This window comes from Corynebacterium sp. Z-1, from assembly GCF_031844665.1.
GTDB classification, from domain to species: domain Bacteria; phylum Actinomycetota; class Actinomycetes; order Mycobacteriales; family Mycobacteriaceae; genus Corynebacterium; species Corynebacterium sanguinis.
Genome location: NZ_CP134621.1, coordinates 1,356,648 through 1,371,445, shown reverse-complemented (window position 1 = coordinate 1,371,445; position 14,798 = coordinate 1,356,648). Strand labels below are relative to the sequence as shown.

Annotated in this window: 17 protein-coding genes; 9 read left to right on the top strand and 8 right to left on the bottom strand. The window is 65.1% G+C overall.

Annotated features, from left to right (window positions below):
• The first annotated feature begins 66 nt into the window (after positions 1–66).
• The 3 genes from RIU96_RS06765 to RIU96_RS06755 all read left to right on the top strand — a co-directional run bounded on the left by RIU96_RS06765 (position 67) and on the right by RIU96_RS06755 (position 2,841).
• Positions 67–483 carry a cupin domain-containing protein gene (locus RIU96_RS06765; protein WP_144823076.1) on the top strand — a complete coding sequence of 139 codons (417 nt, stop codon included), beginning with the start codon at positions 67–69 and terminating at the stop codon, positions 481–483.
• A gap of 4 nt (positions 484–487) precedes the next feature.
• A complete protein-coding gene (locus RIU96_RS06760) occupies positions 488–1,438 on the top strand; it encodes a hypothetical protein (protein WP_144823078.1) in 951 nt (316 codons plus the stop codon).
• 341 nt (positions 1,439–1,779) lie between these two features.
• On the top strand, positions 1,780–2,841 hold the full coding sequence (locus RIU96_RS06755; protein ID WP_144823126.1) for a DUF4185 domain-containing protein: 1,062 nt from the start codon (positions 1,780–1,782) through the stop codon (positions 2,839–2,841).
• Between the two features lie 36 nt (positions 2,842–2,877).
• Here RIU96_RS06755 and RIU96_RS06750 read toward each other — a convergent pair whose 3' ends face one another.
• Positions 2,878–3,384 carry a pyridoxamine 5'-phosphate oxidase family protein gene (locus RIU96_RS06750; RefSeq protein ID WP_186365394.1) on the bottom strand — a complete coding sequence of 169 codons (507 nt, stop codon included), beginning with the start codon at positions 3,382–3,384 and terminating at the stop codon, positions 2,878–2,880.
• A 152-nt stretch (positions 3,385–3,536) separates the two neighbouring features.
• Here RIU96_RS06750 and RIU96_RS06745 point away from each other — a divergent pair, with 152 nt between their 5' ends.
• Positions 3,537–5,546: a bifunctional metallophosphatase/5'-nucleotidase gene (locus RIU96_RS06745; RefSeq protein WP_186365395.1), complete on the top strand. Its 2,010-nt coding sequence runs from the start codon at positions 3,537–3,539 to the stop codon at positions 5,544–5,546.
• 34 nt (positions 5,547–5,580) lie between these two features.
• Entirely contained in the window at positions 5,581–6,957 is a 1,377-nt protein-coding gene (locus RIU96_RS06740) for a DHA2 family efflux MFS transporter permease subunit (protein ID WP_311204794.1), read from the top strand.
• Here the strand turns inward: RIU96_RS06740 and RIU96_RS06735 are convergent.
• Positions 6,954–7,370 carry a VOC family protein gene (locus RIU96_RS06735; RefSeq protein WP_259794526.1) on the bottom strand — a complete coding sequence of 139 codons (417 nt, stop codon included), beginning with the start codon at positions 7,368–7,370 and terminating at the stop codon, positions 6,954–6,956. The two genes, RIU96_RS06740 and RIU96_RS06735, sit on opposite strands and share 4 nt — an antisense overlap.
• A gap of 199 nt (positions 7,371–7,569) precedes the next feature.
• Here RIU96_RS06735 and RIU96_RS06730 point away from each other — a divergent pair, with 199 nt between their 5' ends.
• Complete coding sequence (locus RIU96_RS06730; protein ID WP_261369755.1) at positions 7,570–8,343, top strand: spermidine synthase; 774 nt, start codon at positions 7,570–7,572, stop codon at positions 8,341–8,343.
• Here the strand turns inward: RIU96_RS06730 and RIU96_RS06725 are convergent.
• From RIU96_RS06725 to RIU96_RS06700, 6 genes are all read right to left on the bottom strand, one after another.
• Entirely contained in the window at positions 8,340–9,725 is a 1,386-nt protein-coding gene (locus RIU96_RS06725) for a purple acid phosphatase family protein (protein ID WP_311204793.1), read from the bottom strand. The genes RIU96_RS06730 and RIU96_RS06725 overlap by 4 nt on opposite strands.
• Before the next feature lie 85 nt (positions 9,726–9,810).
• Positions 9,811–10,836 (bottom strand): flavin-containing monooxygenase, encoded by a 1,026-nt coding sequence (locus RIU96_RS06720; RefSeq protein ID WP_311204792.1) that lies wholly within the window; start codon positions 10,834–10,836, stop codon positions 9,811–9,813.
• 19 nt (positions 10,837–10,855) lie between these two features.
• A complete protein-coding gene (locus tag RIU96_RS06715) occupies positions 10,856–11,299 on the bottom strand; it encodes a hypothetical protein (protein WP_311204791.1) in 444 nt (147 codons plus the stop codon).
• 10 nt (positions 11,300–11,309) lie between these two features.
• On the bottom strand, positions 11,310–11,810 hold the full coding sequence (locus RIU96_RS06710; protein ID WP_006840742.1) for a hypothetical protein: 501 nt from the start codon (positions 11,808–11,810) through the stop codon (positions 11,310–11,312).
• A 6-nt stretch (positions 11,811–11,816) separates the two neighbouring features.
• Positions 11,817–12,860 (bottom strand): lipase family protein, encoded by a 1,044-nt coding sequence (locus RIU96_RS06705; protein WP_311204790.1) that lies wholly within the window; start codon positions 12,858–12,860, stop codon positions 11,817–11,819.
• Between the two features lie 48 nt (positions 12,861–12,908).
• Positions 12,909–13,217 (bottom strand): hypothetical protein, encoded by a 309-nt coding sequence (locus RIU96_RS06700; RefSeq protein ID WP_144778895.1) that lies wholly within the window; start codon positions 13,215–13,217, stop codon positions 12,909–12,911.
• 7 nt (positions 13,218–13,224) lie between these two features.
• On the opposite strand from RIU96_RS06700, the gene RIU96_RS06695 reads away from it, so the two are divergent.
• The 3 genes from RIU96_RS06695 (at position 13,225) to RIU96_RS06685 (ending at position 14,666) form a co-directional block, all read left to right on the top strand.
• Positions 13,225–13,731 (top strand): hotdog fold domain-containing protein, encoded by a 507-nt coding sequence (locus tag RIU96_RS06695; RefSeq protein ID WP_311204789.1) that lies wholly within the window; start codon positions 13,225–13,227, stop codon positions 13,729–13,731.
• Positions 13,732–13,953: 222 nt separating this feature from the next.
• The gene (locus RIU96_RS06690; protein WP_153257542.1) at positions 13,954–14,115 is read left to right on the top strand and encodes a hypothetical protein; all 162 of its coding nucleotides are present in this window, start codon (positions 13,954–13,956) and stop codon (positions 14,113–14,115) included.
• A 5-nt stretch (positions 14,116–14,120) separates the two neighbouring features.
• On the top strand, positions 14,121–14,666 hold the full coding sequence (locus RIU96_RS06685; RefSeq protein WP_311204788.1) for a hypothetical protein: 546 nt from the start codon (positions 14,121–14,123) through the stop codon (positions 14,664–14,666).
• Positions 14,667–14,798: the final 132 nt, after the last annotated feature.

The window sequence follows — 14,798 nt, the reverse complement described above, 5'->3', positions numbered from 1 at the left end:
ACCCGAGGCCGAATAAGGGGTATCGTCGAAGGTGTAAACGTACTCGGTATGTAAGGAGAGATTAGTATGTCTCACGGCACTGGAGATCACGGCCCGAAGCCCTACGCAGTAGACATTGAGAAGGCCACGGTCGACAACGACGCCTTCCGTGACACCCTCTGGACCGGCGAGCACCTGCAGCTCACCGTTATGACCATTCCTGCCGGTGGCGAGATCGGCGCTGAGATCCACGACGACCACGATCAGTTCCTTCGCCTCGAGGCTGGCTCCCTGCGCGCGATGATCGGCACGAGCGAGACCGCGCTCGAGCTCGACGAGACGGTCCACGACGACTTCGCCATCTTCGTGCCGGCCGGCAAGTGGCACAACTTCGTCAACGAGGGCGACGAGCCCGCGAAGCTGTACTCCATCTACGCTGCTCCTGAGCACAAGCACGGCACCTTCCACGCCACCAAGGCTGACGCGGACGCCGCTGAGCACTAGTTACGTGAGCGGCCCGACTGTCTACCCCCTCGCGCCCTCGGCGTGGGGGGCAGCAGAAGAGATTGACGTCGACCACTTGGTCCAGGCGCTGCTTTTCAGCGACGTGACCAGCACGTTCGGCACCACCTACCTCGAGGTTCGACTTGAGCCGGACCCGCTGACCCGCGGCTGGCGAGTGCGCGCGGGCGAGCACGTGATCGGTGCCATCGCTGCGGCTGTGCGCAGCCGCTTCCCCGCCATCGAACGCGTCCACGCGTCCGGCTTCGTGCCGAGCACCATCGCGGGGGCCCGCTTTGATTCTGAGCGAGGTCGGTGCGATGTGCAGGTGTACCTGCCCCCGCCACAGATGTGCGTGCCCCGCAACAATGCCCCCGCGGGCGCGGTCGTTCTCGGCCCCGGCGACATGATCGCCGTCGACACCTCGACCGGCGAGTTCACCGCCGCCGAGCTGGCTGCGCGCTCCCCCGGCCAATGGCTGGTTGGTCTGTCGATTGTCGGCGACGCCGTCGTGATCACCCTCGACGGGCGCGTACTGGGCACCGTCTCTGATGCCGACAACGCCGCATTAGCGTCGCTTATCGACGCCCCCACCTCCTACGCCCGCGCCCACATCATCGACGCGATGGTTGGCCTCGACGTTTCCGAACCGGCCACGGAGCCGGCCCCCGTACCAGCGTTAACTGTGCCGGCGCCGGAACCCGAGCGCGACTGGAACTTGGTCACGTTCCCCGACGGAACGTGGTCGGTGGTTGTGGAACGTGACGCTGCGATCGACCCGGAAGATATCGCTGCGCCGGCTCGTCGATCTCGCCCCGTGGCGGGTCCGGCTTCGATTGACTTCACGCCTACGACGAGCTTTCGGGCGTCGTCGGCCGCCTACCTCACGGAGGTGGAGAAGATGCGCATCCGCCGCGAGCAGCAAGACGCTTCCAAGGGTGGGCGGCACCGTCGGTAGTTCGGGTTTTGTTCGGGCGCGCTGAGGTATAGGTGCTAGACCTCAAGAAAACCCGCACCACCAACAAGCTCCCCAGCGCACCCCCCAGACCGGTATAGTCCCCAGCGTTCCCGAACCGAATTACCGAAGCGAGTCCCCGAAGTCCCATGCGCATCACCTCCCGCACCCTAGCCCTCGTCACCACCGCTGCTCTCAGCGCAACGACGCTTTTCAATCTCGCGTCATCCCCGGCGACTGCACAAAGTTCGCTGAGCTCAAGTGGCACGCGCCCGACCGCGCCTGATCTCAACCACACCGAGCCGGGCACCCCTGTGGTCATGCCCGGAGAGTTCATCGTGCAGATCATGGGTGACATTCTTGGCCCCGGCATCTCTGACCTGGTGGGATTCCGCTCCGGCGACCTCGGCATCATGGCCCCGCTAGACAACGGCACCTTCGCGCTCATCTTCGGCGATTCCTTCCGTGAGACCGGCCTGCGCGGCGAGTGGATGAGCCCGGTGGGTGTGGTCGCGCAGCTAGTCAACGGGATCATCGAGATCATCCGCCCGCTCAACGCCGGCGATAAAGTCGAGCAGTTGCTGGACTACCCGCACGTCGACGGCCTCACGCTCATTCCCTCCGACCTGATTAACATCGACGGCACGCTGTACATGCAGGGCATGTGGAACCGCGGCATCGGCAACGTGCTGCACACGGAAATTTGGAAGTCAACGGACAACGGGCGCACGTGGGCGAGCCTCGGCACAACGCCGACGACCTACCTCAGCGGCATGGGTGACTTGATTTCCTGGGAGCGCGGCCAGGACGGCTACATCTACGTGGTGTCGTCGTCATTCAAGCGCGACCACCCCGTCTACCTGTCCCGTTTCACGCTCGACAACATCGCCGACCGCTCGGCATGGGAGGTCTTCAACCCCGCGACGGGCTCGTGGTCGACAAGCGGCGCGCCGATCTTGAGCGGGGTCCAGGCCGGTGAGATGAACCTGCGCTTCATCGACGGCCACTGGGTGCTGGCAATGTTCAACGAGCAGACGTTGCAGATCGAGGTCCGCGTCTCCGACACGCTTGCCCAGGATTGGAACTCGGTGCCCGTGGCGGTGGTCGCGCGCCACGGCAGCTGGACCAACGAGCAAACACCGCTCAACTTCTCCCAGCCCTATGGCGCCTACATCGTGCCGGGCTCAACCCTGGCAAATATGGACATCGTGATCTCGCAGTGGAACACGTCCGACAACAGCCGCTACAACTCCACCCAGTTCAACGTCAAGGGCCTGGACACGTATTTTGGCGTCGATAAGCCCGCGATTCAGGCCCCTGAGGTCGTGACCGTCGAGGAGCAGCCGGCCGCGCCCGTCGCGGAGCAAGCCCTCGAGGATTCGCTGCTCGAGCAAGCCACGAACTAGCCGCTTATCGACGCCCCCACCAACGCCAACCCGCACTTAGTGGTCGAGCACCGTGGCGACCCACCCGCTGGCCTCGTAGCTGTACTCGACGCGGGTGGCGTTGCGTGCGTCAACTGCTTGGAAAAACTCCAAGCGCACCGGTTCGACGCGCAGGATGCTGAAGTGCTCATCCGATGAGCCGTCGAGACGCGCGGCTCCGCGGACGCGCACCGCGCGGTTCATCGGCTGCCACCAGAAGTTCAGCGCCGCGACGGGGCTGTCGCTGAGTTGCTCCACTTTCGTGGAGTCCGCGCCGGTGCCGAAGCAGAAGCCGGTGTCACTGAGCTCCATGAGGTTCATCACGCGCGCGTCGGGGACGCCGTTTTCGTCAACCGTCGCCACCGTCGCGGCGCGCACGTCGTCACAGCCCGCGGCGACTGCTGCTTCGAACCATTGGGCAAAAAGCTCGAAGGGGTCGTCGGGCAGGTTGGCGGTGTCGAAAGCGGGCGCGCTTCCGGTCAGTGACGACAGGCCCCCGAGGTAATCCGAATCAAGGTAGCTCATGGTTGCCAAGATACCCGCATGTGGGCGCGGGAAGCTTAACCAATTGTTCAACAAGCCGGCACCTGCGATCCACCTTGGAACCCTATGGTGATCATCGCATAACTTCCTGCATGCGCTTTGTGAAAGGACCTGTCCCCATGCGGTTTCGCTCCGTGACCACTTCCCTCGCCACTGTGTCGGTCAGCGCCCTCGCGCTCGCCGGCCTGCCCCTCGCCTCCGCAGAGCCGACTGAACCAGCCGCACCGGTTGCACAGACCGGGCACTTCACCATCTCCAACATCACCGACTTCCACGGCCGCTGGAACCAGGACCTCGAGTCGCGCGACAAGGTCCCCGGCGCCGTCGCGCTGAAGTGCGCCATCGACCGCGCCGCTGGCGACCGTGCCCACGCGTTCACCTCCTCCGGCGACCTCGTCGGCGCATCCCCGTTTGCCTCGATGATTCTGGACGACGAGCCGACGATCGACATCATGAACCTCATGGGCCTCGATGTTTCCGCGGTGGGCAACCACGAGTTCGACAAGGGCGCGGACGACCTGACCCAGCGCATTGTGCCGAATGCGGAGTGGACCTACCTCGCTGAGGGCGCTAACGGCCTGGATCGCTCAACCGGCGTCAAGGACTACGAGATCATGGATCTCGACGGCGTCAAGGTAGCGTTCATCGGCTCCGTCACCGACGACATGCCCAACCTGGTTAGCCCGGCCGACATCCAGGGCATCACCTGGGCGAACCCGGTCGACGCCATCAACACGCGCGCGGACGCACTCACCGCCTCCGGCGAGGCCGATGTCGTCATCGCCCTGCCGCACGAGGGCAACATCGATCCCAGCGCGTGGTCGGACAACGTCGACGCTGTGTTCATGGGCCACACCCACCAGTTCATCGATCCGCAAGGCACTTCCCCCATCATCTTCCAGGCGGGCCAGTACTCGCAGGGCCTGGCCAACGTCGACTTCGCCTACGACAAGGACACCGATACCCTCACGGTCGAGAAGAAGGAGCTGCTGCGCGCTGACGCCATCATCGCGTGCGACACCCCGAACTCCGAGATTCAGGAGGTCATCGACGCAGCCAACGCGCAGGCGGAAGAAGAGGGCAGCAAGGTCATCGGCACCTTGAGCAACTCGCTGTACCGTGGCGCGAACAAGGATGCCGCTCCCGGCTCCAACCGTGGCGTCGAGTCTCAGCTCAACAACCTGCTGGCGAACGTCGCTATGTGGGGCGTGTCCAACAACTCGCCGGTGAAGCCTGATCTTGCTGTGATGAACGCGGGTGGCGTGCGCGATGACCTGCTTGAAGGAGAGGTCACCTACGAGGACGCGTTCAAGGTCCAGCCCTTCGGCAACGAGATCACCTACACCACGCTGAAGGGCGCGGATTTCAAGGCCGCCCTGGAGCAGCAGTGGAAAAAGGGCGCTGAAGGTTCCCGCCCCATGCTTTCCCTGGGCGTGTCCGACAACGTCTCCTACACCTACGACCCGACCCGCGCGGACGGCGATCGCATCACGAGCGTGCTTATCGACGGCCAGCCGCTCGACCCGGCCAAGGACTACGTCGTCGCAGGCTCCACCTTCTTGCTCAACGGCGGCGACAGCTTCACCGCGCTGGCCCAGGGCACCCCGCTGGCGCAGCTCGGCTACATCGACATCCAGGCGTTCACCGAGTACCTGACGTCCTACCTCGGCGGCGGCGACGCTCCCGCACCGCGCACCGGCCAGTCGAACGTCGGCGTCCACATCGCCACCCCGCTCGTCGCCGGCGAAGCCGCGACGATTGACCTGTCCTCCTTGATCTACACCTTGGGCGAGACAGCCAAGACGGTCACCATCGAGCTCGGGGACCTGAAGTACACCTCCGATATCGACTACGACTTCGGCCCCGCCGACTACAACGAGGCCGGTAAGGCGAGCCTGACCTTCGGCATCCCGAAGGAATTTGCCGGCGTTTACACCCTGCGCATCACCACCGACGCCGGCACCGACGTCACCGTGCCCGTTACCGTTGAAGGGGCCGCTGAGAACACCCCGAACGGCGGTTCCTCCTTCGGCGCGCTGGCCCTGTTTGTCACCATCATCGCCGGAATCGCGGCGGCTGTCGGTGGCTTCCTGCCACAGATCCTCGATCTGCTGCGCAACGCAGTGCCTGGGCTGCAGATCTAGGGCCCAGTAATCCACCGGGCGTAGAGTAAGCGCCGTGCCCAGCAAAACCTCTCCGTGGCCGGCGCTGTGGACCATGATGATCGGGTTCTTCATGATCCTGGTCGACTCCACCATCGTCTCGGTCGCGATCCCAGCGATCACCGACGCGTTCGGCGCCGGTTACAACCAGGTCATCTGGGTCAACAGCGCCTACCTTCTCGCGTATGCGGTACCGCTGTTGATCACGGGCCGCCTCGGTGATCGTTTCGGCCCCCGAAGGCTCTACATCGGGGGCTTCGCCCTATTCACGATCTCCTCCCTGGCCTGCGCCCTAGCGGGGAACATTGAGACGCTCATCGTCGCGCGCACGTTCCAGGGACTCGGTGGGGCTATCGCCACCCCGCAGACGATGAGTGTGATGATCCGCACGTTCTCCCCCCGCGAGCGCGGCGGCGCGATGGGCGTGTGGGGCGCGACCGCCGGCGTTGCCACGATCACCGGCCCGCTCGTGGGCGGCTTGCTTGTCGACGCCGCCGGCTGGGCGTGGATCTTCTTCGTCAACGTCCCCGTGGGCGTGGTCGGACTCGCCCTAGCGTGGCGCTTTGTCCCGGTGCTCGAGAACACGGCCCGCAGCCTCGACTGGACCGGGGTAATCATTAGCGCCGTGGGCATGTTCTGCCTCATCTTCGGCATTCAGGAAATCCAGCGCATCTCCTGGTCGTGGCTCCTCATCGCGGTCGGGCTCGCCCTCCTTGTAGGCTTCGCCGCCTGGCAAAAGCGCACGAAAAGCGACCCCCTCGTCCCGCCGGTGCTCTTCAACGACCGCAACTACGCGATTTCGGTCCTCGCGATCTTTGCCGTCGGCGCTACCGTGGCCACCTACGCCATCCCGTGGATGATCCACGTCCAGCAGGGTGTCGGATACAGCCCAACCCAGGCCGCGCTCCTGGTGCTGCCCGCAGGGGTGATCTCCGGCGCGCTATCGCCGTACGTCGGCAAGCTCACCAACACGCTGCCGCCGAAGCCGTTCGCCATATCCGGGATGGCCCTGATCGGAATTTCTGTGGTGCTCATGGCGCTGGTCACCACCACAGAGACCGACCCGCGTTGGATGCTCGCCATCTCGGTAGTGACGGGCCTGGGCAACGCGATGATGTGGGGGCCGCTGTCGATGATTGCAACGCGCAACCTTGACCCGCAGCTCGCTGGTGCCGGTTCCTCGGTCTACAACACGATGCGCCAGGTGGGGGCCGTGATCGGGTCTGCCGCCGTCGCCGCGCTCATGGGCGCCCAGGTCGCTCGCCACGATTCCCTATCCGCAGCGATGGGCACCTCTTTGCTGCTGCCCGCGGCCGTCATTCTCCTCGGCGCGGTCATCGGCACTGCGTTCGCCCGCACCGAGTCGTGGTCGGGCCCGGAACCGCGCCCCTAAGCGGTAGCGGAGATGTGCCAGACCATGCCGTAGGCGTCCTCGCACTGCCCGTAGTAGTCGCCCCACGGGGCGCGCTCGAAGGGCATGGTCACGCGGCCGCCGTTGCCCGTCAGCGCCTCAATGATGCGGGTGCCATCCTCGACGCTGTCTGCTTCGTAGACGAAGGAGCAGTCCCCGCGGTTGAGCTTTCCGGAGTTGTCGGAGAGGTCATCGCCTCCGGTGAGGTTGAACGTTCCGGTGAGCTTGCCGTGTGCGACAGCTTCGCGCGGGGCCGGAAAGGGAAATTCGGCGCCGTTGTCGAGCTGGTCGCCGTAGGTGAGAACCTCGAGCTCACCGCCGAAGATGGAGTGATAGTAGGCGAACATCTCCGCGGCGTTGCCGTGGAAGGAAATGTAAGGGTAGGTCGCGGTCATGAACATGATCTTTGCATAATGGGGCCACCCGTGCGCGCGCTGACAGCAATTTCCCAGAAAGCGAACCGCCTTTCCCTGATCCCCTGCGCCGATCCAACAAGCAAGCTTCAGGGCGCACTAGCCTGATCACCATCCCGGCCCCCACGCCAACCAGCTCAGAAAGGCGGATGTCCCACAATGAGGATCACTGCGCCCGTTGATGCCACGACAATTGCGCGGCACCTGCGCCTATCGAGCTGTGGCACGTAAGCCGCGCGCGCCGAAGAAGCGCATCGCGGGCACCTACCGCATCGACACGGGCACAGCGCGCATCAGCGAGGATCCGCTGCGTGACGGCGGCTACACGCTCGAGGTCAATGACGTTCCTTCCTCCTACGTCGTGCTCGGCGCAGCCGAGGTGCTCGAGTACGACTACATGGAGTGGATCGCGGGGCTGATGCGTTACGACGCCCCGTTTACCAGCACCCACCTCGGCGGTGCCGCCTGCGTCCTGGCCTCGCACTTCCAGCAGCGCTGGGGAGGCAGCCATACCGCCGTGGAGGTCGACGCAGCCCTGGCCAAGCTGGTGCGCTGGGCTTTCGAACCCCGCGCCACGATTGTCGTCGCCGAGGCCCGCGCCTATACCCACGCGCTAGCCCCGGGCTCGCAGGACGTCATCGTTCGAGACGTCTTCTCCGGCCCGGCAACCCCTCGCCCGCTGACCACGGTGGAGTTCTTTCGGGCGGCCCGGGCCGCCCTCGCTCCCGGCGGTCTCTACGTCGCCAACCTCGGAGACCTGCCGGGGCTGCCGCATTCGAGCGCGGAGCTCGCCGGAATGTCCGAGGTGTTCGCGCACGTCGGGGTGGTGTCCACCCCGGACATGCTCCATGGGCGCGCGTACGGCAACATCGTCGTGGCCGGCGCGGACACCGAGCTGCCCGGCGAAAGGCGGGCCCGTGAGATCGCCCGTGGCGGCGCGGCCCGACGGGACTAGTTCGCGGGCGTCAATGTGACGTCGTCGACAACCGTGCCGTCAAACGAGTTGATGCTGCGCACGCGGAGCGTGTCCCCCTCGACCTCGACCGCCGCGTAGTCGGGGGTGTAATCTTGGTTCCACAGGGCGATCGTCGGCTGGTTCAACCCGGCCGCGCGGGACTGCTCGAGGGTCATCCCGGGGTACTCGTTTCCGTCGTTGCCCTCGAAGTCGTAGAACTTGCCGCCGCCGGCGGTGCTGAAGGTGAGGTAGAGCACCTCGCCGTCTTCCTTCTGCAACACGTCGCCCGGTGCCGCCAGTGCCTCCGGGACGCGGGGGGTGAGCCCGTTCATCAGGTGCGAGCGGTTGTACATGTGGTCGTGGCCGTTGAGGACAAGATCCACGCCGACCTCGCTGAAGACCGGGCTGAGGGTCTCGCGCATGCGCACGATGTCCGGATCCGTGTAGCGCCCGCCGTGGGAGTGGAAGGCGAAGTGGTTGAGCACGATAACCCAGTCCTTGTCGCCGCCGTGCGCGGCAACGGTGTCGCGCACGAACTGGGCCTGCTCTGCCAGGCCGGCGTCGTCCTTGCGGTTGGAGTTCAGCGCGATGAACAGGGCGTTGTTCTGCTCGAAGAAGTAGTTGGAGGTTTCGCCCTGCTCGTTGGGCAGGTTCCAGTGCTCCTTGAAGTGGCGGGAGGCCAGGTCGGAGGGGTAGGTCTCGTGGTTGCCCTCAATCGCCGCGAAGCGGTAGTTGCGCAGCTGCGGTGCCGAGAAAAACTCGTTGTACTGCCCGCTGCCTCCGATCAGGTCGCCCCAGCCCTCGACCTGGTCGCCCAGGCTGACAAACAGCGATGCATCGGGGTTGGCCGCTGCTGCGTTGCCCGCGGTCGTGCGCCACGTCGCGCCCTGCTCGGCGACCTTGAGATTGACTCCGATCTGGGCGTCGGTCACGGCGACGAACTTCCAGGAATCGTCGCCGTCGTCGATGGTGAAGCTCTCCGGCGCGCTGAAGCCGCCGGCGTCGGAACCGATCTGGTAGGAGTACGTCTCCCCCGGGGTCAGGTCGGACACCTCGGCGAAGCGGGACAGGTACGCGATGGCGCCGTAATCGGCTTCGCGCCCTGCCACCTCGATGACCGCATCCGGGTTGGACACCGGGTGGATGCGCACAACCTCATCACCGGTGTAGGTGGAGCGCCAGGAGAAGTTGACGCTCTTTTCGTCCGCGCCGATGCCGGTGACGGCGCGGAAGATCGGGCCGGACACGGCGCCGGTGTCGGGGGCGGAGGAGCCCGGGGCTATGGAGGAGCCCGAGGGGCTCGAGCTCATCTGGGCGTTGGCAACGGGGGTCACGGTCAGGCTCAGCGCGACAGCAGCAGCGGTCAGGGTCTTGCGCATCATCAACAACCTTCAAGTCGGCGGAAATCTACCTGCCAATAACAGCACGCATTAGTAACCTTTTCATGTACTGCACGTTACTGTCTGGTTACTTTTTGCCAAGCGCGCGCTTCAGTTTCACCACCGCCACCCGCCCCGCGCGGTTCGCCCCGACCGTCGACTGCGACGGCCCGAAACCTATCAGGTGCAGCATCGGCTCAGCAGCGACCTGCGTGCCGTCGACCGCCACTCCCCCTCGCTCGTTGACGACGCCGAGCCCAGCGAGATGGCTTAGCGACGGCCGGAAGCCGGTTGCCCAGACAATCGCGTCACACGCGGTTTTTGACCCATCCGCCTCGATCACCCCGTCCGGCGCGACACTGCGAAACATCTCCCGGCGCGTGAGCACACCGCGCTCGCGAGCGGCGATGACGTAAGGGGCATCCTTAGCTATGCCGGTGTACGACACCACGGAGTGCCCCGGCTCGCCGCGGGCGACGCTTTCGGCCACGCGCGCCTCCACGACGCGGCCGTCGAAACCTCGCGTGAACTGGGGCTGGCGCCGGGTGTACCACCTGGTTTCGGCGACCCGCGAGATTTCCTCGAGGTGCTGCAGGTCGGAAATTCCCGCACCGACCACGGCAACGCGCTTCGAGGCGAACTCCTCCGGACCGGCGTAGTCTCGGGTGTGGATCTGGCGCCCCTGAAATTCGCCCTGACCAGGGTAATCAGTGCGCAGCGGGTTCTCCCAGGTACCGGTGGCGTTAATCACACCGCGCGCGCGGATGCGCCCTGCGGTGGTGTCCACGAGGAACGCCTGGCCGCTTTTTCGCACGGTGAGCACGCGCACCGGCCGCGCGATGTTCAGGCCCATGCTGCGCTCGAAGTCAGCGAAGTACGCGGGCACCGCTGTCGAGGCTTTCTCCTTCGGGTCGAGGGTGGGGGCGTCGAAAAGCGGCAAGCCGAAGATGCCGTTGAGCCTGCTCACCGTGAGCGTGTCCCAGCGCTGCAGCCACGCGCCACCGGGGCTGGGCGAGGCGTCGACCGTGACGTGGTCGATGCCGCGGCGGGCCAGGTGAAAGGTAGCGGACAGGCCCGCCTGGCCGGCGCCGATGACGGCGACTGTGGTAGCCACCTCCCCGAAGTTTCCGCCTTTACGCATCGTCGAAGCGCAGGGAACCCAAAAAAGCGTTGAAATCGCCGACGAGCTCCCCCGCGTCGCGCGAGGCCGCGGACATGACCACGCACAAGACGCGATCCTCACCCTCGTCGCCTGCGACGGCGTAGAACGCCTGGTGCTGGGTAAGCTCAAGCTCCCCGAAAGAGGCGGCGACGCTGAAGCTCAGGGTCTGGCGCCCAGCGTCATCAGGACCGTCGGTGACGCGAAAGTTGTGGGATTTCTCGCGCGTCGCGTGCGCCGACTGCTCCATCACGGTGGACAACGCGGTGCCCGCCGCGACAGGAATCGTCGTGGCGCCGATGTTGGGGCGAAAGGTGTCGAACGCCCCGCGGCGGGCGACGATGAAGTCGTATCCGTCGGGGGTTTCGCCGATAAACCAGTCGTCGTTTGGCAGGTCGACGCGATAGCGGGAAGTCACGCGGCCCATTTTAGAGCACGAGTTCCGCCCCGAGCCGCGGCTGATAAAACGCCGCTACCTCGACGGTCAGCGAGCGCAGGTGCGGATTCGTCACCTCCGCGAGCGCCTCAACGTAGGCGGGCACCATCGCTTTCGGCAGGCGCAGACCCATCGTCAGGTGCGGGATCCAGCGCGGGCCACGCCCGTCGGGGTTCATTGCGCTGAGGCGCCGAGCGGCGTCGTCAAGCGCATCGGGCGCCTCGAGGAGCCAGGCAACCGTCTGCTTTCTCTTCGTCCCGAAAATGACGGTCCCCGCCCGCTCAAGACGCGCGGGCAACAGCGGCGGCAGCGCTACCGCCGCCTCCCCGACGACCCTGGTCTGCATAATGTGCGCAAACGTCACCGTCACGTGCGGGCGTTGATGCTGCAGCGGGAAACCCCGGTGAGCTAACTCCGCGTAGATCTGCACAACCTGCTGCTCGTGCTCGCGGGCAAGGCGCAGCAGGATGTTCTCGGGCGAGGTGGACTGCACGTTTGACTACTGCAGCTCGGGAACGAACGGCGTCTGATCCTCCAGAGCGCGACGCACCATGTCGCGGTGGCCCTCACCGGTGCGCACCTCGAAGGTGACGTCGGTGCCCTCATTGGCCTGGAGCTTCTTCGCCGCGGCGCTGATCTGGCTAAAGGTGATGATCTCGTCGTCCTCACTGCTGAAGATGTAGATCGAGGTGGTCGGGTGCATGTTCGCCATGGAATTGGACGCGAAGTGCTCCAGCAAAGCCGTGAGCTTCGGCTCGTCGTTCACAATCTCCTTGCCGGTGACCTTGTTTTCTTCCTTGAAGGTGGTCAGGCAGACGCGTGAGGCGTAGTCCATGACCTCTTTGCCCTTCTTGCTCAGGAAATCATCGGCTTTGATTCCCTTGTTGAAGTTCATCGCCCCCTTGATCGCGTAGGACGCGTAGGCGAGGTTCTTCTCGTCGATCGTGGCAACCATCGCCTTCGCCGCAACCCCGGGAACCTTGGTCGAGGGTACAAAAGTGTCGCCCGGCGCGATCGCCAGCGTCTTTTCCAAGCCCGTGGCGACATCGTCCGCCGAGGCAGCGGCGACGGCTGCAAACCCTCCCTGGCTCCACCCGGTGTTGTACCAGGAATCGGCGAAGCCGTACTCTGCGCGGGTGGCACGAACCATCTGGTTGACCGACGAGGCCAGCGAGTGGCGGTCCATGTAGGTGCCCTTGCCGGAGGTGCCCAGGCCCTCATAATCCGGCTGGATCACGGCGAAGCCCTTGTCCAGCCACGCCTGCAGGTAGGAATCGACGACCAGGGTAAACGCCTCGTGGTCGGGGTGGGTGCCGATCGCAGTCGAGGGCGGCGCCTCCTTGGTGATGCCCGTGGTGCCGTGGGCGTAGCTCAGCACGGGCCAGCCTCCTTCCGGCGCCTCCCCCTCGGGGAATGTCACGAGTCCGGTTACCTTGATCGGGCTGCCGTGCGCGTTGCGGGCGCCGTAGGTGACGAGCAGTGTCTTGGATCCGTTCGGCGCGGAGATGATCTTCTCTGTCTCGAGAACCGCGGAATCTTGCACCGTTCCCACAGCACTTTCGTCGATCGCGAGCTCGGCTGCGGCCGCACTTCACGGCACCGACGCCTCCTTGCGCGCCTGCTTCACTTCTTGCTCCTTCTCGCGGTTCCCTTTCACCGCCGCATACCCGAGTACGGCAGCAGAAGCGATGGCGGCCGTCACAGCACATTTCCCGGAAAACATTTTCCATTCCTTTCGTTGAATCCTGGCGACATCCGTGACATCCGTGACATCCGTGACACCTCGGTGGGATCGCTTTTTTCGGATATCGACATCACCAACGTATCGCGAAAAAATGTGGGCTTCCTGGCAATTCTGCTTCTGTTTTCCTCGTTGCCGATGGTTTCCGGCTGCTAGCATGTCCCCCATGACTTTCACCGCGCGCGCCGCCGCACCGAACCAGATTGCTGAAATGTGGGAAAAGGTCTCGGCTTCTCCCGTCAAACGCGGGTTGTTTTCGGCCTTCTACGCACTCAAGGCACCGTACTTCCGGACGGTGCTGCCCCGTATCCAGGAGCTCGTCCCGGGCAGCCACTGCACGGTCCGCATTCCGAAGTGGTGGGGCGTGAATAACCACATCGGCACGTTCCATGCGATTGCCGCGCTCAACGGTGCCGAGGCCGCGATGGGTCTATTGGCGGAGGCCACCGTGCCGCCGACGCACCGCTGGATCCCCCGCGGCATGCACGCGGATTACCCGGCGAAGTCCACCGGGGGCCTGACCGTCACGGCTGCGGCACAGTGGCCCGACTTCTCCACAATCACCCGCGACAGTGGCGGGCAGTTGGTCACCGTCGCATGTACGCTTGTCGACGACGCGGGCACGACAGCCGTCACCGCAGACATAGATATCTGGATCAGCAAAAGGACGTAGAGCTCATGAGGCGCACCACTGCAGCCGCCACCGTCACCGCTTTCTGCGTTGTTCTCACCGGGTGCGCTGGCGCGACATCGTAGCGCGGGACGGTTACCATAACCACCCACGTGCCTCACCCCGACGACCTCGCCAACGGAGCGTCGAACGCGGCCGCGCCGACCCCGGAGCCCGTCGGAGACGGAAAACCTGAGCGCTCGAGGGTCAGCGTTTTCCGGGATCTTGGATTCTCTAGGGCCGTACTCTGCGGACCCCAGCTCCCGCTTCGCGCCCGACGGGACGCACTCCTGCGCCATCGTGGAAGCTAGCGGCGACAACGAGCCGGACATGGTGGTCACGGTCAACGCCCCGCATTCAGCCGCGTGTACCTCGCTACCTCGCTAACCGGTGTGACACCCTTGCTGGGCTCCTCCTACCTCGTGCACGGCGCGGCCGGTGTGGGCGGGCCCCGTTCCTGGGTCTACGCCTCAAACAGCGGCCAGGGCCTGTGGGAGACTGTGGGCCAATCCGTGCAGCCGATGAGCACCTCGAAGCTCTACGCCCCGGAGGGCACCACAGTTGTCCCCACGGGCAGGGAAGTAACGACCCGGGGCCTTGAGGGAGATCAGTACGAGATCCAGAGGAAAGACTCCACCGACCGCTCCGGCCTCGCCTCGCTCGGTGTCGCACCGACGCAGCCGCCTGCTGCCGCGGCAACCCCGGCGGGTACCCAGTTCACGGGAACGGTGCTCGCGCTTTCTACCACGGAGGTCATGAACGGCGAGCCGGCTCCGAACGTCTACTACGTCCTGCAGCTCGACGCGCCGACCCAATCGCCGCGATGCAATCTGGCGGGGGTTCGGTTACTCGAACGACGGATCAGCTCTTTCTCGGAGAACACAGCGAGTACCATGATGACTCCGCACAGTGGGGACCACTCGTGGGCAAGTGGGTGACCCTCACCGTTGACCCAGAGTCGATGTGGTGGCAATCCGATCCATCGTTGCCCCATCGGCCCGCCCCGAGTCAGGGAACCGCTCGCTGTCGATGTGCAGTAACGCTAGTGCTCGGGCGCGACGAGGATGTTC